The sequence below is a fragment of the Polaromonas sp. CG_9.7 genome, assembly GCF_015752205.1.
Lineage (GTDB): Bacteria > Pseudomonadota > Gammaproteobacteria > Burkholderiales > Burkholderiaceae_C > Polaromonas.
Map to the genome: position 1 here is coordinate 51,482 of NZ_JADOVG010000004.1, position 20,054 is coordinate 71,535.

The 20,054-nt window shown below is 60.9% G+C and carries 18 protein-coding genes; 3 read left to right on the forward strand and 15 right to left on the reverse strand.

The features are described from left to right. Positions 1-76: 76 nt before the first annotated feature. From IWX87_RS05430 to argE, 5 genes are all read right to left on the reverse strand, one after another. Positions 77-313 carry a hypothetical protein gene (locus IWX87_RS05430; protein WP_196862505.1) on the reverse strand — a complete coding sequence of 79 codons (237 nt, stop codon included), beginning with the start codon at positions 311-313 and terminating at the stop codon, positions 77-79. Positions 314-453: 140 nt separating this feature from the next. After that, complete coding sequence (locus tag IWX87_RS05435; RefSeq protein ID WP_196862506.1) at positions 454-873, reverse strand: type II toxin-antitoxin system VapC family toxin; 420 nt, start codon at positions 871-873, stop codon at positions 454-456. 5 nt (positions 874-878) lie between these two features. Beyond that, positions 879-1,136, reverse strand: a complete 258-nt coding sequence (locus IWX87_RS05440) for a type II toxin-antitoxin system Phd/YefM family antitoxin (protein WP_196862507.1) — start codon at positions 1,134-1,136, stop codon at positions 879-881. A 274-nt stretch (positions 1,137-1,410) separates the two neighbouring features. Further along, positions 1,411-2,730 carry an MFS transporter gene (locus IWX87_RS05445; protein WP_196862508.1) on the reverse strand — a complete coding sequence of 440 codons (1,320 nt, stop codon included), beginning with the start codon at positions 2,728-2,730 and terminating at the stop codon, positions 1,411-1,413. Positions 2,731-2,849: 119 nt separating this feature from the next. Next, a complete protein-coding gene (argE, locus tag IWX87_RS05450) occupies positions 2,850-4,043 on the reverse strand; it encodes an acetylornithine deacetylase (protein ID WP_196862509.1) in 1,194 nt (397 codons plus the stop codon). A 142-nt stretch (positions 4,044-4,185) separates the two neighbouring features. Here argE and IWX87_RS05455 point away from each other — a divergent pair, with 142 nt between their 5' ends. Continuing rightward, positions 4,186-5,112 (forward strand): LysR substrate-binding domain-containing protein, encoded by a 927-nt coding sequence (locus IWX87_RS05455; protein WP_196862510.1) that lies wholly within the window; start codon positions 4,186-4,188, stop codon positions 5,110-5,112. Positions 5,113-5,163: 51 nt separating this feature from the next. Here IWX87_RS05455 and IWX87_RS05460 read toward each other — a convergent pair whose 3' ends face one another. The 7 genes from IWX87_RS05460 to mdeB are packed head-to-tail and all read right to left on the reverse strand — an operon-like array spanning position 5,164 to position 13,968. Then, positions 5,164-6,339 carry a M20 family metallopeptidase gene (locus IWX87_RS05460; protein WP_196862511.1) on the reverse strand — a complete coding sequence of 392 codons (1,176 nt, stop codon included), beginning with the start codon at positions 6,337-6,339 and terminating at the stop codon, positions 5,164-5,166. Positions 6,340-6,348: 9 nt separating this feature from the next. After that, positions 6,349-7,569, reverse strand: coding sequence for a nitrate/nitrite transporter (locus IWX87_RS05465; RefSeq protein WP_196862512.1), 1,221 nt, complete (start codon positions 7,567-7,569; stop codon positions 6,349-6,351). Beyond that, positions 7,566-8,711, reverse strand: a complete 1,146-nt coding sequence (locus IWX87_RS05470) for a PLP-dependent aspartate aminotransferase family protein (protein ID WP_196862513.1) — start codon at positions 8,709-8,711, stop codon at positions 7,566-7,568. Before IWX87_RS05470 ends, IWX87_RS05465 begins: the two co-directional genes overlap by 4 nt. A gap of 56 nt (positions 8,712-8,767) precedes the next feature. Next, entirely contained in the window at positions 8,768-9,541 is a 774-nt protein-coding gene (locus IWX87_RS05475) for a MetQ/NlpA family ABC transporter substrate-binding protein (protein WP_196862514.1), read from the reverse strand. 30 nt (positions 9,542-9,571) lie between these two features. Continuing rightward, positions 9,572-10,249, reverse strand: coding sequence for a methionine ABC transporter permease (locus tag IWX87_RS05480; protein WP_231374613.1), 678 nt, complete (start codon positions 10,247-10,249; stop codon positions 9,572-9,574). Then, positions 10,249-11,265 carry a methionine ABC transporter ATP-binding protein gene (locus tag IWX87_RS05485; protein WP_196862515.1) on the reverse strand — a complete coding sequence of 339 codons (1,017 nt, stop codon included), beginning with the start codon at positions 11,263-11,265 and terminating at the stop codon, positions 10,249-10,251. The genes IWX87_RS05480 and IWX87_RS05485 overlap by 1 nt, the downstream gene beginning before the upstream one ends. 45 nt (positions 11,266-11,310) lie before the next feature. Then, a complete protein-coding gene (mdeB, locus tag IWX87_RS05490) occupies positions 11,311-13,968 on the reverse strand; it encodes an alpha-ketoglutarate dehydrogenase (protein ID WP_196862516.1) in 2,658 nt (885 codons plus the stop codon). Between the two features lie 144 nt (positions 13,969-14,112). Here mdeB and IWX87_RS05495 point away from each other — a divergent pair, with 144 nt between their 5' ends. Beyond that, on the forward strand, positions 14,113-14,589 hold the full coding sequence (locus tag IWX87_RS05495) for an Lrp/AsnC family transcriptional regulator (RefSeq protein WP_231374614.1): 477 nt from the start codon (positions 14,113-14,115) through the stop codon (positions 14,587-14,589). 156 nt (positions 14,590-14,745) lie between these two features. Next, positions 14,746-15,021: a YkvA family protein gene (locus IWX87_RS05500; protein ID WP_196862517.1), complete on the forward strand. Its 276-nt coding sequence runs from the start codon at positions 14,746-14,748 to the stop codon at positions 15,019-15,021. Between the two features lie 189 nt (positions 15,022-15,210). On the opposite strand, the gene yjjJ is transcribed toward IWX87_RS05500, so the two are convergent. The 3 genes from yjjJ to tkt form a co-directional block, all read right to left on the reverse strand. Beyond that, complete coding sequence (yjjJ, locus tag IWX87_RS05505; protein WP_196862518.1) at positions 15,211-16,524, reverse strand: type II toxin-antitoxin system HipA family toxin YjjJ; 1,314 nt, start codon at positions 16,522-16,524, stop codon at positions 15,211-15,213. A 157-nt stretch (positions 16,525-16,681) separates the two neighbouring features. Then, positions 16,682-17,680, reverse strand: a complete 999-nt coding sequence (gene gap / locus IWX87_RS05510) for a type I glyceraldehyde-3-phosphate dehydrogenase (RefSeq protein ID WP_196862519.1) — start codon at positions 17,678-17,680, stop codon at positions 16,682-16,684. 116 nt (positions 17,681-17,796) lie between these two features. After that, positions 17,797-19,854 carry a transketolase gene (gene tkt, locus IWX87_RS05515; protein WP_196862520.1) on the reverse strand — a complete coding sequence of 686 codons (2,058 nt, stop codon included), beginning with the start codon at positions 19,852-19,854 and terminating at the stop codon, positions 17,797-17,799. Between the last annotated feature and the right edge of the window lie 200 nt (positions 19,855-20,054).

Here is a 20,054-nt window from a genome sequence, read left to right on the forward strand (position 1 = left end):
CCAGCGGGTTCATGGATTGCCGGTCAAGCCCGCAACGACACAATAGAAATCGAAAAACGTCCAGCGAGCCAGTCAGTTAGCCCAAGCCTGTCAACGCGGCGCTGACCACAGCTTCATCCAGCGCCGCAAAGCGCGTGTTGTGCCGGTCGGTCAGCGGGCCTCCCCCCGGAATCACCGCGCCGCTGGCGTCGTAACCGATGGCCTTGAACTTCCACACAGCGCCGATCAGCTTGAGGTTTCCCACGCATTCGCCCTGGCTGGACAGCACACGCACCACCTGGTCGTTCAACGGATGCAGGGTCAGTTTGTTCATTATTGTTTCCTTAACGGAAGGATCATAGGGAGGCGGGTAAATCGAAGGCGAGGCGCTGCGCATCAGCGCCTAAAAGCTTGACGCGACGATGCCGCCCAAGGCGGTGCGTCATCGTCACGTCTATACAAGCTAAGGAGGGCTTATCTCTTTAGCAAAACGGTTTCAAACGGGTTGAAAAGCGCGACACCGAAGTCGGAAAAGTCAGCGGTGTTGCGCGTCACCACTTTCAATTGATGGCGAATCGCCGTTGCAGCGATCATGGCGTCTTCATACAGGGTGTCAGAGCGCCGGTGCATGAGCTTTGCCCAGTGGCGAAAGGTGGCTGCATCCATCGGCAGCACGTTATAAGACGCGGCCACCTGATCGGCCCACTGCTCTATCTCCGCCGCCTTGGCCGCGTCCTGATCGCGCGTGAGTTCAATGCCCGCCTGAATCTCGCCAAGGCTGACCGCTGAAATGTGCAGATCCCGGTCATCGACCGACTCAAACCACGCCAGCACCGCGCCGTGCGGCCTGGGGCGGCGCAGTTCGGAAATAACGTTCGCGTCCAGCAAATACACGGCGCTTATCCGAGCGCCGCAACCCGCCGCCCACGGGCAGAACCACGTGGAGGCACCAGAACCTCAGTGCGCGCAGCGTCCGACAAAAGCAACTCTTTCAGTGACGGCCGGGCAGCCGACTGCAAGCGCTTCCACTCAGCCGCCGGCACCAGCACAGCCGCTTCAGCCCCCCGGCGGGTAACCATCTGCGGCCCCTCTGCCAGACAAGCATCGAGGAATTCACTAAAACGCGCTTTTGCATCTTGAACGGGCCATCTGTTCATAAGAATACCTCTTGCTTTAACTAGTCACCTGTCTAGTCATTTTAAATCACACTGGAACAGCTTGCTGGCGGCAGACTGGACGGAAGTAAGCAAGCAAGCCAAAACGGTCTTCCTTGATGATTCCGTCGATACCCCCATCGCCTGCGCACCTTTGTGACCCAGGCCTTTGAAGAAACATCTTCATTCGGCACGCCTGAAAAAAAAGGAGCGCAGGGTTCAAATGAACCCTGCGCTCCTTTTGACATTCCAAAGCGCAACGAGGCGCCCAAAACCCTCAACGCATGTTCAGCTTGTAGCGAGCGGCCAAGGTGGCAATCACGCTCAGGACGGCGCCAAAAATGACATAGAACGTCACCGCCAGTTTGTTGCCTGTGACCGCGATCAGCCAGGTGATGGTCAGGGCCGCAAAGCCGCCGAAAAGCATCACGCCGATGTTGTAGCTCAATGACATGCCGGTGCCGCGTGTCTGCACCGGAAAGATGTCTGACAGCAAGGCGGGCATGGCGGCAAAATACATGGTCATCAAAAAGCCGACGACGCCCTGCACCAGCAACAGGTTGACAAAGCTCGGGTTAAGCGAGAGCCAGGCAAACAGCGGGTAGGTCAGCAAGACAAACAACACGCTGCTGCAGAGCATGAAGGGGGTGCGGCCGTATTTGTCAGACAGGTGACCGACCACCGGTGACAAAAACATCATCATCAGGCCCGCCAGAATGGTGGCGCTGAAGGCGGCGGTCGAGGTCATGCCCAGTTGCTTGACGGCGTAGGTCGGCATGTAGACCACCAGGTAAACCGACACGGTGGCCATGATGACGCTGCCTGAGCCGATGAACAAACGCATTTTCTGATCGCGCATGATGTCGCTCAACGGCGTGCTGGTGGCTTCGGCCTGGGAAAACTCTGGCGATTCTTCAAGGTTCTTGCGGATGTAGTAGCCGGCAGGCCCGATCAGCAGGCCAAAGATGAACGGAATGCGCCAGCCCCACGATTCGAGCTGGTCGGTGCTGAGCTGCGAAGAAAGAACAGCCCCGAACACGGCAGCCATGACGATGCTCAGCCCCTGGCTGGCCACCTGCCAGCTGGAAAAGAATCCGCGGCGGTGTGGCGCATGCTCGACCAAAAACGCGGTCGAGCTGCCAAATTCGCCACCGGCCGAAAAGCCTTGCAGCAAGCGCGCGATGACAATGCCGGCCGGTGCCCACAAACCGATGTGCGCGTAGGTCGGCATGATGGCGATCATCAGCGTGCCGATCATCATCAGCAGGATGGACAGCGTCAAGGCGGCCTTTCGGCCCACGCGGTCCGAGTACGAACCGATGACGATGGCGCCCAGCGGGCGCATGAAAAACGAAACGCCAAACGTGGCGAAGGTGATCATCAGCGAAACGGTCTGGTTCTCGGTCGGGAAAAACAGCTTGGCGATGGTCACCGCCATGGCGCTGTAAATCAGCACATCGAACCATTCCAGCGCATTGCCGATTGACGACGAGATCACTGCCCGCCAGGTTTGCGGATGCTGCTTGTAGGGTGCTTCGGCAGCGGCACTTTGCCCGGTGCGGCTGGCGTGTAGGTTCGGAGACAAGGTCTGGCTCATGGATAAATCCTTTTAGGGTTGCACCGCATGGGTCATGCGAACACGGCCGGCAGCGCTGAATTGCGCTGGGAAAAAAGCCGGCCAGGCATGGCGGGTGATCTGTCTGTCTGGCTGATTGTTTATTGCGGGAAGGCGGGCACAGGGTCGAGCAGGCGAAGCAGAAAAGCCTCGCATTGCGCCACTTGTTCCAGAGGCACAAACTCGTTGGGCCGGTGGGCTTGCTCGATGCTGCCGGGACCGCACACCACGGTTGGAATGCCAGCACCCTGAAACAGCCCGGCTTCGGTGCCATACGAGACCGCACCGGTGGCCTTGTTGCGCGACAAGGCGATGGCCAGCTGGACAATCGCTTCATGCTCTTGGGTGCTCAGGCCGGGCGCAGAGGCCAGCCGTTCAAAGGCAATTTTTGCGTTGGGTTCGACCAGCAGCATTTCGGGCAGCAGCCTGGCGGCGTAACTCTCGACTTCCTGCAGCAGGTGGGTGGCGTCGGTGCCCGGCATGGTGCGCGCCTCGAATTCGAAAATGCATTCTTTGGGCACGATGTTGGACGCCAGGCCGCCGCGAATCAGGCCGGTTTGCATCGTGGTGTACGGCACGGTGAATCCGTAATCGCGCGTTTCAAGCTGCGCAAAGCGGTCCGCCATTTGCCGGATATAGACAATGATGCGCGCGGCGTATTCAATTGCATTGACGCCCAGATTGGTGTAGCTGGAATGGGCTTCCCGACCCGTGACGCAGCAGCGAAAACGATGGGTTCCCTTGTGTGCAATGACGGGCTGCATGGAGGTCGGCTCGCCGACAATGCAGCCGGCGGTTTTCAGGTTCAGGTCCTGCAGATCGGCAATCAGGCTTTTCACGCCGATGCAGCCGACTTCCTCGTCATAGGAAAAGGCCAGATGCAGCGGCGCATCCATCTTGGCGGCCAAAAACCGGGGGGCCAGTGCCAATGCGGTGGCGATGTAGCTTTTCATGTCGCAAGACCCGCGGCCATAGAGCAAGCCCTCCTTGATGGTGGCTTTGAAGGGGTCGGTGTCCCATGCCTGGCCGTCGACCGGCACGACATCGGTGTGACCGGACAAAATCAGCCCCGGCTTGCGGCCTTCTCCAAGCGTGGCGAACAAATTGGCTTTCTTGCCGGCCGCGTCATAGGTCAGGCGCGACGTGACGCCGAGTCCGGCCAGATAGTCGCGTATCCATTCGATCATGCCGAGGTTGGAGTCGCGGGAAACCGTCGGAAACGCAATCAGCCGCTCGATCATGGCAAGCACGTCGGGCGAGGGCTGGAGCAATGCGGGAGAGGGGGTCGTGGTCATGAGATTCCTAGGGTTTTCCCGTAGTGGCTGAATTTTATTCATACAATCGCAAGCGCATCTTGGCGAAAGTTAAAGCCGACTGTATGAAGACTCTGGATTTTCATAAAATGGAAAATAGTCAGCTATTGGATGAAAATTATTAATGCAGATAAGCTTCAAGCAAATAAGCTATTTTCTGGCGGCGGCTGAAACGGGTCAGTTCTCGGCGGCCGCTGCCAAGGCTTACGTCACGCAGACCACCATCACCGTGGCCATCAGGGAGCTGGAGTCCATCCTGGGCCTGAAGCTGTTTTTGCGCCATCACGCCTCGGGCGTGTCGCTGACGGTCGATGGCCAAAAGTTTCTGCATCACGCCTACAGCATCATGGCAGCCGTCAATTCGGCCCTTCACGACCCCGGGCTGATATCCCAGGAGATTTCTGGCCGCGTGCGGCTTGGCGCAACGCCCACGATGCTGGGCTCTTACATGGTGCCGGCGATTGCCCGTTTTTTAAGCGCTTACCCGCAGATCGAGGTCGAGGTGATCGAGCTGGAGCGCCCGCTGCTGGAAAGTGCATTGCTGCGCGCTGAAGTCGATATCGGCGTGCTTTGGCTGATCAACCTGGATCAGCCGGCCGCCTTCAATACCGTGCCCTTGACCCGTTCGCGCCGGCAGCTGTGGTTGCCCGCCTCGCATCCGCTGCTGAACAAGCGCAACGTTTCACTGAGCGACATCAGTGCGCTGCCCTACGTGCTTTACAACGCCGACGAAACGCCGCGCAACACGCTTTTGTTCTGGCAACAGGCGGGGCTGGAGCCGAAGATTCGCTACCGGGTCAGTTCGGTTGAAGCGGTGCGCAGCCTGGTGGCACAAGGCATGGGCGTGACGATTCTGTCGGATGTGATTTACCGGCCGTTTTCCAGCGAAGGGCTGCGAATCGAGACGCGGCCCTTGATGAACGGGTTGCCCTCCATCGAAATCGGTTTGGCCTGGGGCATTGAGCAGCCGCTGTCCAGCGCCGCAGATGCCTTGAGGGCATTCATGGAACTCACCTTCAGCGGCCCGGGTCTGGGTCTCAAGGTGGCTTAGACGATAGACCGGGAACTGCTGCAGCCACAGCACGGGGCGAGGCACGCCAAACTACAGGCTTTCAAAACACTTCAGCGCATACCCCACATGCAGCGCCGCGCCCCGGTACAGCGCGTCTTCGTCAATATTGAACCGGGGATGGTGGTGCGCAAAGCACGCACCCCGGCTTTCGTTGCGTACCCCGATGAAGGCCATCAGCCCCGGGTACACATCGAGAAAGTCACCGAAATTTTCAGACACCATGAGTGGCGGAAATGCGATCAGGTCGCCGGCCCCGAACAGATCCTGAACGGTCTGCTCGGCCAGCTGGCTGCAGCGCGCCTCGTTGAAAAGCATGGGACCGCCGCGCTTGATGCTCACCTCCACAGTGGCCCGAAAGGCGTCCGCCGTGCTTTGCACCACCCGGCGCAACGCCGCTTGCAGATGAACCTGATCCGCCTTGTCCGTGGTCCTGAGGGTGCCTGCCAAAACGGCCTTGTCAGGAATGACATTGCCCGCTTCGCCGCTGTGCAGCTTGCCAAACGTGAGCGCTGCGGCGTGCGTCGGATCAATTTCCCGCGCGATCAGATGAGACACGTTCATCACGATGGCCGACGCCACCACAATCGGGTCCACCCCCCGGTGCGGCGTGGCCCCGTGGCAGCCCACCCCGTGGATGACCACTTCAAAGTTGTCGCCCGCTGCCATGCGCGGCCCGGCCTGCACGGAAAATTTTCCACTTTCAATCTCTGACCACAGGTGAATGGCAAACGCGCTTTTGACTGGGAACGGCGCCAGTAGTTTGAGGATTTCCGCCGTGCCGCCGCCGCGCTCCTCGGCCTGCTGGAAACACAGTTTCACCGTTCCATTCATCGAGTCTTTGACATGCTGAAAAACCTGTGCGGCGCCCAGCAGCATGGCAACGTGGCCGTCATGGCCGCAGGCATGCATGACACCGGGGGTTTTGGAGCAATAGGGCAGATGTCCGTTGTCTTCATGGATGGGCAAGGCGTCCATGTCGGCGCGCAGGGCAACCATCTGGTGCGGATGCTTGCCCTCGATGGTTGCAACGATTCCGTAGTCGCCTGCAAGCTCAAAGGGAATGCCCAGTTTGTTCAATTCGTCCTGCACCAGTTTTGAGGTGCCTTGTTCCTCGAACGACAGTTCAGGGTGGCTGTGTATCTTGCGCCGCAGCGCCACCATGTAACTCTGGTAGCGCCTCGAAATGTCCGTGACTGATTCGGTCATGCCTGATTCCTATAGTGGGGGTGTTGAAACGGCAACGCCGGCTCTGGTTTTTTTCAGCAAGGGCCACATGCCCGCCAGACCCAGAAGCGGTCCTGGCAGCAAGATCCAGACAGCCTTGCTGCCCAGCCCTTCGATGACGCTCAATAAAATGGTGATGCTGACGATGGTGATCAAAAACCCGATGCTGTTCTGCACAGCCAGCGCACTGCCCACCGATTGCGGCGGGCAGCTCCGGGCCGAGATGGACGAGAATTGCGGAGAATCGGCGACCACAAAAAACCCCCAGGCCAGCAGCACCACAAAGCGCAGCATCAGCCAGTCGGGGGGCAGCAAGGGATACATCAGGCACAACAGGCCCGAGGCCAGCAAGGCGAATGCCGCCACATAAGCACTGTCCAGCCTGATGCTGACACGCCCGCCGCAGACACAGCCGAGAAAACCTGCCGCAATGCAAAAAAAGCTGATGGCGGCAACCGACCCCGGCAGACCCCAGTGGGCTTGACCGGCATCCAGCAGCAATTGGGCGGCAAGCCAGGGCAACACCGCCCAAAAAGCATACAGCTCCCACATATGGCCAAAATAGCCCAGGGCAGCGGCCCTGAAATCGGGAATTTTGAAGACGCCAAACGCCCTGCCCAATGAAGCGCCCCGGTGGCTGTCGCTCTTTTTCAGGTAAGGACCATCCCCCAGAAAGTACACCAGCACTGCCCCTGCCAACGCCAAGGCAGAAGACACCTGGACCACGGTTTGCCAGGGCAGGGTTGCGCCCAGCGCCCGCACGCCATGGGGCAATGCGGTGCCCAGCGTCAACATGCCCACCAGCAGTCCCAGCGCAGCCCCGGACTTGCCGCCCACCCAGCCGACAATCATCTTCATGCCCAGGGGGTAGATTCCCGCCAGGCACAAGCCGACTGCAAAGCGCAGCACCAGCCCCGACTCGAAACCGATCCAGCCCCCTGAGAACGCCGTGTTGACAAGGGCGCCTGACACGCAGGCCATCGCAAAAATCCGACTGGTTGAATACCGGTCGGCCCAGCCGGAGTAAGCCAGCCACAGCGTGCCGGCAATGAAGCCTGACTGGGTTGCCGCAATCAGCCAGGCAAACTGGGCAGGGCCGATATGCCAGGCCGCCATCAGGTCATCGGCGGCACTGTTCGGACTGAACCACAGCGACGTGCCCAGCCACTGGGCCAACACGATCAACGCAACGGCCCACCGCCGCTGGTTCATGAACAGTGCGTCAGCGCCGAGCTCAGGTCGTCGATCAGGTCGTCGGCATTTTCAAGTCCGACAGACACCCGCAGCAAGCCTTGTGGCGTCTTGCTTTCAGGGCCCTCGATCGAGGCGCGATGCTCAATCAGGCTTTCGACGCCGCCCAAGCTGGTGGCACGGGTGAAAATTTCCACATGCGCGGCCAGCGCCATGGCTGCGTCCTTGCCGCCCTTGACCTCGAACGACAGCATGCCGCCAAAGCCGGACATCTGCTTGCTGGCAATGGCATGAAAAGCGTTGTCCGGCAGGCCGGGGTAATGCACCACGCTGACTTTTTCATGCTGCTGCAAAAATTCGGCGACCTTTTGCGCATTGGCGCAGTGCGCCTGCATGCGGTACGGCAGGGTGGGCAGGCTGCGCATGACCAGCCAGCAGTCGAACGGCGAAGGCACGGCGCCGCCATAAAGCTGCGCGGTACGCAGCTGGGCGAAATGCTCGTCATCCAGCCGCGACACGACGGCTCCGCCCAGCACGTCGCTGCGCCCGCCCAGGTACTTGGTGGTGGCATGCATCACCATGTCGCAACCCAGCGCCAGCGGCTGCTGAAGCACGGGGCTGGCAAACGTGTTGTCGGCAATGGCGCGCGCGCCATGCTGGCGGGCAATCTCTGCGATGGCGGTGATGTCGACACATTGCAGCAGCGGATTTGACGGCGTTTCGATCCAGATGATTTTGGTCTGCGGCGTCAACGCCTGGCGCACGCTGTCCAGATTCGTCATGTCGACAAACGAAGCGGTGACGCCCCATTTGGCGAAAAGATGCTTCAAGACATTGGCCGTGCCGTGGTAAATATCGACCGGTGCAATGACATGGTTGCCCGGCATCAAGCCCTGGAAAATCGCGGTCACGGCCGCCAGGCCGGAGCCGAAGGCGGCACTTGCAGCGCCGCCTTCAAGCGCAGCCAGCGCAGCTTCCAGCCCATTGCGGTTCGGGTTGTGATTACGCGAATAAAGAAAGCCACGCGAATAACCCCCGTCCGCATCGCGCTCGAAAGTGGTTGAAAGGTGGATGGCTTCGGTGACCGCGCCAGTGCCGACATCGACAGAGTGTCCGGCATGCACCGCCAGGGTTTCGATTTTGTATTGTTTTCCGGGTTTCATGGGGTTTTCAGAGCGTAGGGATTAAATGGAGCAGACAGACAAGAGGGGCAAGAGATTCAGAAAGCCGGGACGATATTGCCCTTGAATCGCTCGAGAATGAACTTCTTTGACTCTGGCGACTGCAATGCCGCCACCAGTTTTTTCATGGCGGGGCTGTCCTTGTTGTCGGCCCTGGCCGCGAGCAGGTTGACGTAGTTGGACTGGCCGCTTTCAAGGATCAGCGCATCCTTGCTCGGGCTGAGCTTGGCTTCCAGCGCAAAGGTGGTGTTGATGATGGCCAGATCGACTTCACCGAGCACGCGCGGCAGCATGGGGGCTTCAAGCTGCTTGATCTTGATGTTTTTCAGGTTCTGCGTGATGTCTTTTTCGGTAGCCATGTTGTTTTTGGGATCGGTCAGCTTGATGACCTTGGCCTGGTCCAGCAGCTGCAGGGCGCGGCCGCCATTCACGGCATCGTTCGGTATGGCCACCACCGCGCCGTCTTTCAGTTCCGAGATATTGGTGATCTTTTTTGAGTAAGCGCCAAAAGGCGCAATCAGCACATCGGCCACCGCCTGGATGGACGCGCCACGGCTGCGGTTGAATTCATCCAGGTACGGCTTGTGCTGGAAGAAATTGGCATCGATGCGTTTCTCGACGAGTTGGACATTGGGCTGGACATAGTCGGTGTAGACCTTGATTTCCAGGTCCACCCCCTGCTGCAAAAGCATGGGCTTGAGGTGTTCGAGCAACTCGGCATGCGGCGTCGGGCTGGCGCCAATCACCAGCTTGTCAGCGGCATGTGCCATCAGGGAAGTGCCCAGTACGAGCGCCATCAATAACTTCTTCATAGATTTTCCTTGCGTTAAAAAAACCAAACCTCAGCGACTGAAATGCGTGACCAGCCGGTCCCCGGCCCATTGCAGGATCTGGACCAGAATCAGCAGCAAGATGATGGTGATGAACATCACATTCAGCTGAAAGCGCTGGTAACCATAACGGATGGCCAGGTCGCCCAGGCCGCCACCGCCGACCACGCCAGACAAGGCGGTGTAAGACACCAGCGCAATGGCCGTGACAGTGGCCGCTGCAATGATGCCGGGCAAGGCTTCGGGCAGCAGCGCACCGGTCACGATCTGCCGCACGCTTGCCCCCATCGCCAAGGAGGCTTCAATGATGCCGTGATCGACCTCGCGCAGCGCGGTTTCCACCAGACGTGCAAAAAACGGCGTCCCGCCGACGACCAGCGGCGGAATGGCGCCAGCCACACCCAGCGATGTGCCTGTCAGCAAAACGGTCACCGGAATCATGGCAATTAGCAATATGACAAAGGGCAGGGACCGCAGGATATTCACGCCGAAAGAAACCGAAGCGTAGGTTCGCGGTGAAGCCAGCAGTTTTTTGGGGCTCGTCAGGAAAAGCAGGATGCCCAGCGGCAAACCCAGCAAAAGCGTCAGCGACAGGGCGCCGCCCAGCATCAGCAGCGTGTCCACCGACGCCCATCCGATGTCATCCCAGGCCACACCGCCCGACATCAGGCTTTGAAAAAATTCATTCATTAAAAACTCTCCTCGACAACCACACCGGCCTCGGCGAGTTGTTTGATGGCCGCCAATGCGTTCTCGGTGTCACCTTTGAAAGCGACGGTCAGTTGCCCGCAGGGGGTTGACTTGATTTTTCCAAAACGGCCATTGAGGATCAGAAAATCAACCTCGCATTGCCTGGCGATGCGGGTAAAAACCGGTTGCGTCATGGATTCGTTCATGAAGGTCAGGCGCCGCACCATGCCGTCGCCGGCCTGCTTGAGGTCTTCACTGAATTCGTCCTCGGAGAAGTCTTCCGCCTCCATGACAAAGTTGCGGGTCGTCGGATGCCGGGGATGCAAAAACACCTGGGTCACCGGCCCGCTTTCCACGATCTTGCCGCCGTCAATCACGGCAACCCGGTCGCAAATCGTGCGGATGACATCCATCTCGTGCGTGATCAGGACAATCGTCAGGTTCAGTTTTTCATTGATTTCCCGCAGCAGTTGCAAGATGGACCGTGTGGTCTGCGGATCGAGCGCACTGGTGGCCTCGTCGCACAGCAGGATTTTGGGCCGGTTGGCCAGGGCGCGGGCAATGCCCACGCGCTGCTTTTCACCGCCCGACAGCTGCTTCGGGTATTTGTGCTTGTGCCGGCTCAACCCCACCAGCTCAAGCATCTCGTCGACCCGCGCATCAATTTTTGCAGTGTCCCGCTCGCCGGCAATGCGGATGGGAAACGAGACATTTTCAGCCACCGTTTTAGAGCTCAGCAGATTGAAATGCTGAAAGATCATGCCGATGTTTCGTCTGAAGTTCCGCAGCGCCAGGTTGTCGTAGGCCAGTATGGCCTCGCCGTCGACGATGATCTCGCCCCCGGACGGCCGCTCCAGCAGGTTGATCAGCCTGAGCAGCGTGGACTTGCCCGCGCCCGAATGGCCAATCACGCCAAATATCTCCCCCCTGACGATGGACAGGTCAACTCCGCTCAGGGCCGGAATCTGCTTGTCCTTGACCACGTAACTCTTGTGCACATTTTTCAGGTGAATCACATTTTTATCCTATTCAATCGGCCGCAAGAATTCTTCGTGATGCACTCATGGACTGGCCCGAAGCGCGCGCCATGCCGCGCGTTCAATGCTGGCCGCGTCCACCGAGAAATGACGGCGAAGCGCCGCCCGGGTGTCGCTGCGGCCAAAGCCATCGGTGCCCAGTGTGGTGTAGGCGCGGCCAGTCGGCAGGTAAGCCCGGATGCTTTCAGGCACGGCGCGCACGTAGTCGGTCGCCGCCACGATGGGGCCCTCGGTCTGCAGGAGCTTCGCCGTGACAAACGCTGCGCCCGCATCAGTATCGCAGGCGGTGCCGGTTGCGCCGGTTGCGTCTGATGTGCTGGCCTGGGCCTGGCGCGCCAGCTCGCTCCAGCTGGTCACGCTGATCACTTCGGCGTCAACGCCTTGCGCTGCCAGCAGATGGGCCGCCTTGATCACCTCGGTGAGGATCGCCCCTGACCCCATCAGCGTGACCTTGAGGGCAGCGCTGCCCGGTTGGCGCGCCCCGGCGGCCGCCGGATAGTGGCCGAACCGGTAACAGCCCGAAATCACGTCAGCGTGCACATCGGGCGGCAAATTGGGCTGGGCATAGTTCTCGTTCATCAGCGTCAGGTAATAAAACACATCCTGCTGCTCGACCAGCATTTCCTGCATGCCGTGCTGGAGGATCACGGCCAGTTCACCGGCAAAGGCCGGGTCGTAGGCCTTGCAGTTCGGAATGGTCGCGGCGATCAGGTGGCTGCTGCCGTCCTGGTGCTGCAGCCCTTCCCCGCCCAGGGTGGTTCGCCCCGAGGTCGCGCCCAGCAGGAAACCCCGTGCGCGCTGGTCGGCAGCCGCCCAGATCTGGTCGCCCACCCGCTGGAACCCGAACATGGAGTAATAGATATAAAACGGCAGCATGGCAAGGCCATGCACGCTGTAGCTGGTGGCCGCCGCCGTCCAGCTGGCCATGGCGCCGGCCTCGCTGATGCCTTCTTCCAGGATCTGGCCGTCGATGGCTTCGCGGTAACTCAGGACCGAGCCAATGTCTTCAGGCGCATAGCGCTGGCCCAGGCTCGAATAGATACCGACCTGTTTGAAAAGATTGGCCATGCCGAAGGTGCGCGCTTCGTCGGCCACGATGGGCACGATGCGCGGACCCAGCACCGCATCTTTCAGCAGTCCGCCCAGCATGCGGACAAAGGCCATGGTGGTGCTCATCTCCTTGCCTTGCGGTTGCAGTGCAAAGGCGGCATAGCGCGCCAGCTCGGGCACCGGAAGGGTTGCGCACGCGGTGTCGCGGCGCGGCAGGTAGCCGCCCAAAGCCTGGCGGCGCGCATGCAGGTACTGGATTTCAGGGCTGTCCGCCGAGGGTTTGAAAAACGCCAGCGACGTGGCCTGCGCGTCGCTCAATGGCAGGTTGAAGCGGTTCCTGAATTCGATCAGCTCTTTTTCGTCGAGTTTTTTCTGGCTGTGGGTGGTCATCTTGCCCTGCCCGGCCTTGCCCATGCCATAGCCTTTTTTGGTGTGCGCCAGGATGACTGTCGGCTGGCCCTGGTGCGCGGCAGCAGCGGCATAGGCCGCATGAATCTTCACCAGGTCGTGGCCGCCGCGCTTGAGTCGGTCTATCTGCTCGTCGGTCATGCCTTGCGCCAGGTGGGCCAGTGCTTCGTTCTGGCCGAAAAATGTTTCCCGGTTGTAGCGTCCGTCCTTGGCGGCAAACGTCTGCATCTGGCCATCGACGGTGTTGGCAAATGCGCGGGTCAGCGCGCCGCTCGTGTCGCGGGCGAAGAGCCCGTCCCAGTCGCTGCCCCAGATCAGCTTGATGACGTTCCAGCCGGCCCCGGAAAACAGCTTTTCCAGCTCGTCGATGATGCGGCCATTGCCACGCACCGGCCCGTCCAGCCGCTGCAGGTTGCAATTGACGACCCAGACCAGGTTGTCCAGCCCCTCACGGGCCGCCAGCGTCAGCGCGCTCATGCTTTCGGGCTCGTCCATTTCACCGTCGCCAAACACGCCCCAGACCTTGCGGTTCGCGCAGTCCAGCAATTGCCGGTGGCTCAGGTAGCGCATGAAGCGGGCGTGGTAGATCGAGCTGATCGGGCCGATGCCCATGGAGCCGGTGGGAAACTGCCAGAAATCGGGCATCAGGTAGGGGTGCGGATAGCTGCACAGGCCGCGTGCGCCCGTTCCGCCCAGCGCGGCGGGGCTGGTCAGTTCCTGACGGTAGTAGCCCAGGTCTGCCTCGCTCAAGCGGCCTTCGAGGTAGGCCCGCGCATACACGCCGGGCGCGCTGTGCGGCTGGAAAAACACCAGATCGCCCAGATGCCCGCCTTCGGGGCGCTGGTCTCGGGCATGAAAAAAGTGGTTGAAGCCGACCTCGAACAGATCAGCGGCACTGGCATAACTGGCAATGTGGCCGCCGAGGTCGCCGTAGGCCTGGTTGGCCCGCGCCACCATCGCCAGGGCGTTCCAGCGCATCAGCGAGGCGAGCCGCTCTTCAATGGCCAGGTCGCCCGCAAACGGCGGCTGCTGGTCCACCGCAATGGTGTTCACGTAAGGCGTGCACAACTCAGGCTGCCAGCCGATGCGGGCGGTGCGCGCCTGGCGCGCCAGGGTGTCGAGCACAAAGCGGGCACGCTCCGGTCCCTGCGTGGCCAGCAGGGCTGCCAGGGCGTCCTGCCACTCGCCGGTTTCTTCGGGATCGGTATCGAGCGGTTCATTCATGTGTGCAAAATTCATGGATTTAAAACAAGCAGGTCATATGGACGAATTTACGCAAATAAAGTGCGCACAGGCTGCTGATCTCGGGGAAGACTTACCCGAACTCGCAGCACAATGAGCTGCACTACCTTAACTTTTAAAATTTTTATGCTGGATTCAGTTGACTTACGCATTATTGATGCCTTGCAACGCAACGGTGGACTGACCAACGTGGAACTGGCGCGGCAGGTCCACCTGTCGCCTTCGCCTTGTCTGGCGCGCGTCAAGGCGTTGAAGGACGATGGCGTCATAGAGCGCTACGTGGCGCTGGTGAGCGCCGCAGCCCTGGGCATTGGCCCGAACGTTTTTATCTCCATCAGCCTCACCAGCCAGAGTAAGGCCGCGCTGGCCGAGTTCGAGAAACGCATTGCAGAGCACGACGAGGTCATGGAGTGTTATTTGATGAGCGGCGACAGCGATTACCTGATCCGCGTGGCCATCACCGACATTGCCGCCCTGGAAAAATTCATCGTGGAACAGCTCACGCCGATTACGGGCATCGAAAAGATCCGCTCCAGTTTTGCGCTCAAGCAGGTGCGCTACAAAACGGCGCTGCCGCTGCCTGTGCAGGGTCGGCCGCGTTGATGCACAACCACGATTTTCAAACGCGTCTGAGGGCTGCAAGCAGCGCGAAGCGCCGAATGTAACGTCCGGTGAAAAACCCTTGCAGTCGCCCCGGCCAGCGCCATTTGTATTGGACGCGGGTCCATCAGGAGCCGATCAGTAAGGAGATTGATTGCCATGTTGAAACGCTTGACCCTGCTTTGGACTGTTTTACGCGGCGACGCGCGGCAGTTGTGGTTTGCGCTGCGCCACCCGGACGCGCCAGGCTGGCTGAAGTGGGGCACGGCGCTGATTGCGCTGTATCTCTTTTCGCCCATCGACCTGATTCCCGACGTGCTGCCGGTGATCGGCCTGGTTGACGACCTGGTGCTGGTGCCGCTGGCGATTCGCTGGCTGCTCAAGCGCCTGCCGCCCGAGATTGCCCAGGCAGCGGCCCGTCGCCGCGCCGGATGAACCTTGCGTGGGCGCCGTAGCCGGTCAAAGCGGATTCGCTTGACTGAAAATCACAGCGGGCCAGGAATTCTGCATGCTTGCTACGGTATTCATAGCTGTATATGCATATGCAGCATGCGCAAATGACCTTTTGATTCTTAAAAAGGTTTGCATCGCTCTGAACGAATGCGCTGCAGCGCACGGGCAGCGTCACAACATGCGAAGGGTTTGCAGGTTGCCTGATGCCACTGCCCTGAAACCGGCCGAAATGCGTGCGTCCAGCGCGGCGGTTTGCCAGAAGGCGATGGCCAGTTCTTTGGCCTGCGTCCACTGGTCGAGCGTCGCGGCACTGGGTTGCAGCGGGCGGGCGGCAAAGTCGCGCGGCACCAGTTCGCCGCCCACCGGCGCGTACAGCATGGGCAGCATGTCGTAGGTGGGCGACAGCCGCCAGTCGTCGCCCTCGAGCAACAGGGAAATGTTGCCGTAATGGCGGTCGGTATTGGCAATCAGCACGCCGTAGGCTTCCAGAAAGCGCAGGTGCGCCGCGTCCTGCGGGCGCAACAGCGAGCGTGCTTCCATGCGGCGGGCGGTAGCCGCCCAGTTGTCTTCCTCGCCGACATACTGCGCGTCATAGACCTGCAAGGACACCATGCCGATGCGCCCGGCGGCGGTGCGGTCAAAGCGCTCGGACTCAAGGAACATGCGGCCCTCGATAAAAAACACCTGCGTGCGGGCGGCGGGCAGGCCGGCGCTGTCAAGCGTTTGCAGCGCCAGGTGCTCGCACACCAGCAGGTCGCGGGTGCGCTGGTCCACGTCGGAATCGCCTGCTGGAGAGAACTTGACAATCACCGCGCGACCGCCAATCAAGGTGCAAAACTTGGGCTGCTCGCCACCCGCCGACGAACCGGGCAGCGCGCCCAGCATGGCCTGCTGCGCCAGGCGCGGATAGTCAGCGCTGGAGTCCGCCCGCGAAGCGCGTTCGCCCAGTGTGTGAAAGCGCTCGAAAGCCGGCTCGCCGACGATCAGGTTCCCTGGCAAGTCGTCGCCAAAGCTGGCCAGCGCCTTCAGCGCATCGTCGGCGCTCCAGTGGCGCGGATCGGCCGCCAGCCCCAGGACGGGATGGGTATGGGCAAAGGTGCGGCCCATGAAGCCTTGCGGTCGCATGTCGTCCAGAAACCAGGGCAGGCCGTCGTGCAGTTCGCTCACGCCATCGGCCTCATCGACCCAGAAGCGCCCGCCGGGCAGCGGCACGATGCGGCCAAAGGGCGTGACCTGCCCGCGCGCATCGACGCGCATCACCGGCAATTCGCTGCCCGCGCCCGGAATGCGGCGCGGCAGCAGGTAGCGCCGCGCCCGCGCCGCGCCGCTCTGCAACACATCGCCTGCCGCCAGCAGGGGCGCCAGCGCGCGCGACACCGTCGATTGGCTTACGCTTAGGCGCGCCTGCAGTTCAATGCTGGTGGCGACACCGCCTTGCGCGCGCAGGGCCGTCAACAGGGCGTCAGTCAGCGCGTGGGTTGGCATGTAAGGAAATGATGAATAGATTTATGCATGAATACTTTCAGCCCTCATCATAAGTAAATTCGCGATTTTTCTCATTAACGAGAATAGATACTTTCGAAAAATTTCAGGGCAAAAAAAAAGCGCCCTGAGGCGCATTTTTTTTGCAGTTGAAGAAGATTTACTTCGACACGACCCGCGCCATTTCAAGGCACTTGTTTGAATAACCCCATTCGTTGTCGTACCAGGCGACGATCTTGATGAAAGTGCCGTCCAGCGCAATGCTGGCGTCCGCATCAAAAATCGAGGTGCGGGTATCGCCACGGAAGTCCGTCGCGACAACCTTGTCTTCGGTGTAGCCCAGCACACCCTTGAGCGCGCCTTCGCTTTGCGCCTTCATTTCGGCGCAGATTTCCTTCAGCGTCGCTTCGCTGCTCAGCTCGCAGGTCAGGTCCACCACCGACACGTCGGACGTGGGCACGCGGAACGACATGCCGGTGAGCTTTTTGTTCAGCTCGGGAATCACCACGCCGACGGCCTTGGCCGCGCCGGTTGACGAGGGAATGATGTTTTCCAGAATGCCGCGGCCGCCGCGCCAGTCCTTGTTGCTCGGGCCGTCCACGGTTTTTTGCGTGGCGGTGGTGGCATGCACCGTGGTCATCAGGCCGCGCTTGATGCCCCATTTGTCGTGCAGCACCTTGGCGATGGGTGCCAGGCAGTTGGTGGTGCAGCTGGCGTTGCTGATGATGGCCTGGCCGGCGTAGGTCTTGTCGTTCACGCCGAAGACGAACATCGGGGTGTCGTCTTTCGACGGTGCCGAGAAGATGACCTTCTTGGCACCGGCGGTCAGGTGTTTTTCACCGGCAGCCTTGTCCAGGAACAGGCCGGTGGCTTCCAGCACCACATCGGCGCCGACTTCGGCCCACTTCAGGTTGGCGGGGTCGCGTTCCTGCGTCAGGCGGATGCGCTTGCCGTTGACGATCAGCGTGTTGCCTTCGACCGAAACCTCGCCCTTGAAGCGGCCATGCACCGAGTCGTACTGCAGCATGTAAGCCAGGTAGTCCGGCTCCAGCAGGTCGTTGATCGCGACGATTTCGATGTCGCTAAAGTTTTGAACAGCGGCGCGCAACACGTTGCGGCCAATGCGGCCGAAGCCGTTGATACCCATCTTGATCGTCATTCTCTTTCGCTCCTGTAGTTAACTTTTGATCATCCGTTCAGACCGGACCGCGTGGTTTGCGCAAGGTCAAGGGTGAACGGATTGCCTGCCTGGCGCCGGGTTTGTGGCACCAGTCCTTACTTTTTACGCAGCACCTTGCGTACCGTCGCCACCACGTTTTCCGGCGTGAAGCCGAAATGCTTGAACAGCACGCCCGCCGGCGCCGACTCGCCAAAGGTGTCGATGCCGACGACGGCGGCGCAGCCGTATTTCCACCAGCCGTCGGTCACGCCCATTTCCACTGCGATGCGGGGAATGCCTTCGGGCAGGATTTTCGACTTGTAGGCGGCGTCCTGGCGGTCAAACGTCGTGTTGCTCGGCATGGACACGACGCGCACGGCAATTTTTTGCGCCGCAAGCAGTTCCTGCGCCTTCAGCGCCAGCTGCACTTCGGAGCCGGTGGCGATGATGACGGCCTGGGCCTTTTTGTTCAGGCCGACTTCTGCCGGCTCGGCGAGCACGTAGGCGCCCTTGCTGATCTGGCCGACATCGTCTTTCGGCGCGTAGGGCAGGTTCTGGCGGCTCAGCAGCAAGGCTGTTGGACGGCTCTTGTTTTCCAGCGCCACGGCCCAGGCCACAGCGGTCTCGGCGGTATCGCCCGGACGCCAGACGTCGAGGTTGGGAATCAGCCGCAGGCTGGCGGCGTGCTCGATCGACTGGTGCGTCGGGCCGTCTTCGCCCAGGCCGATGGAGTCATGGGTGAAGACGTGAATGACGCGCAATTTCATCAGCGCAGCCATGCGGATGGCGTTGCGCGAGTAGTCGCTGAACGTCAAAAACGTGCCGCCGTAGGGAATGAAGCCGCCATGCAGCGCCACGCCGTTCATGACCGCCGCCATGCCGAATTCGCGCACGCCGTAGTTGATGTGGCGCCCGCCGACCAGGCTGCCGTTGGCCGCTTCGGTTTTCACCACCTCGCCGCTGGCGTCAAAGCGCAGCGCAGGCGTGGCCTTGGTGTTGGTCAGGTTGGAGCCGGTCAGGTCGGCCGAGCCGCCCAGCAGTTCGGGCAGGCCGGCGGTGAACGATTCGAGGGCCAGTTGCGACGCCTTGCGCGACGCCACGTTTTCGGCCCTGGTGTGCGCGCTTACAACGGTGTCGACGGCCAGTTGCGAGAAGCTTTTCGGCAACTCGCCTTTCATGCGACGAACGAATTCAGCCGCCAGCTCGGGATGGGCCTTGGTGTAGGCGGCAAACTTCTTGTCCCAGGCGGCCTCGGCCTTGGCGCCCTTGACCTTGGCGTCCCAGGCCGCGTAGGTTTCCTTGGGCAGGTCGAAGGCGGTGTGCGGCCAGTTGATGGCGGTGCGCGTGAGGCCGATTTCCTCGGCGCCCAGCGGCTCGCCGTGGGCTTTGGAGGTGTTGGCGCGGTTGGGCGAGCCTTTGCCGATGTGCGTCTTGCAGACGATCAGCGTTGGCTTGTCCAGGCTGCTTTTGGCGCCGGCAATGGCGGCCGACACGGCGGTGGCGTCATGGCCGTCCACCACGTCGATCACGTTCCAGCCGCAGGCGGCAAAGCGCATCGGCGTGTTGTCGATGAACCAGGGCGCGACCTGGCCGTCGATGGAAATTCCGTTGTCGTCGTACAGCGCAACCAGCTTGTTCAGCTTCCAGGCGCCAGCCAGCGCGATGGCTTCATGGCTGATGCCTTCCATCAGGCAACCGTCGCCCAGGAACACATAGGTGTGGTGGTCAACGATGGTGTGGTCGGTTTTGCCGCTGACGCGGTTGAATTCGCTGGCCAGCAGCTTTTCAGCCAGTGCCATGCCGACGGCGTTGGTCAGGCCCTGGCCGAGCGGGCCGGTGGTGGTCTCGATGCCTGGCGTCACGTCCACTTCGGGGTGGCCGGGGGTCTTGGAGCCGAACTGGCGGAAGTTCTTCAGCTCTTCGATGGGCAACTGGTAGCCGGTCAGGTGCAGCACTGAATAGATCAGCATCGACGCATGGCCGTTGCTCAGCACGAAGCGGTCGCGGTTCATCCAGTGCGGGTTGGCCGGGTTGTGCCTGAGGTGGTCGCCCCAGAGCGCGACCGCCATGTCGGCCATGCCCATGGGCGCGCCGGGGTGACCGGAGTTGGCTTGTTGCACCGCGTCCATTGCAAGTGCGCGTATCGCATTCGCCATCATTTCGTTTTTGGCCATCAGGCTAAGCTCCGGAAAGTTCGATCGTCAAGGTAATCCGGCATTTTAACGGCCGATGCGCTGACTGCCTCTTGTCGCTGCTTTGTGCAGCGCCGAAACAGCGGCGGCGGCAAATGCCCTAAAGTCGTGCTTATGCAAACCAAACCCTTCTGCGCCAGCCTTTTTTTCTGCCGCGTTCACCGGCTGTTTGGGCGGTGCAG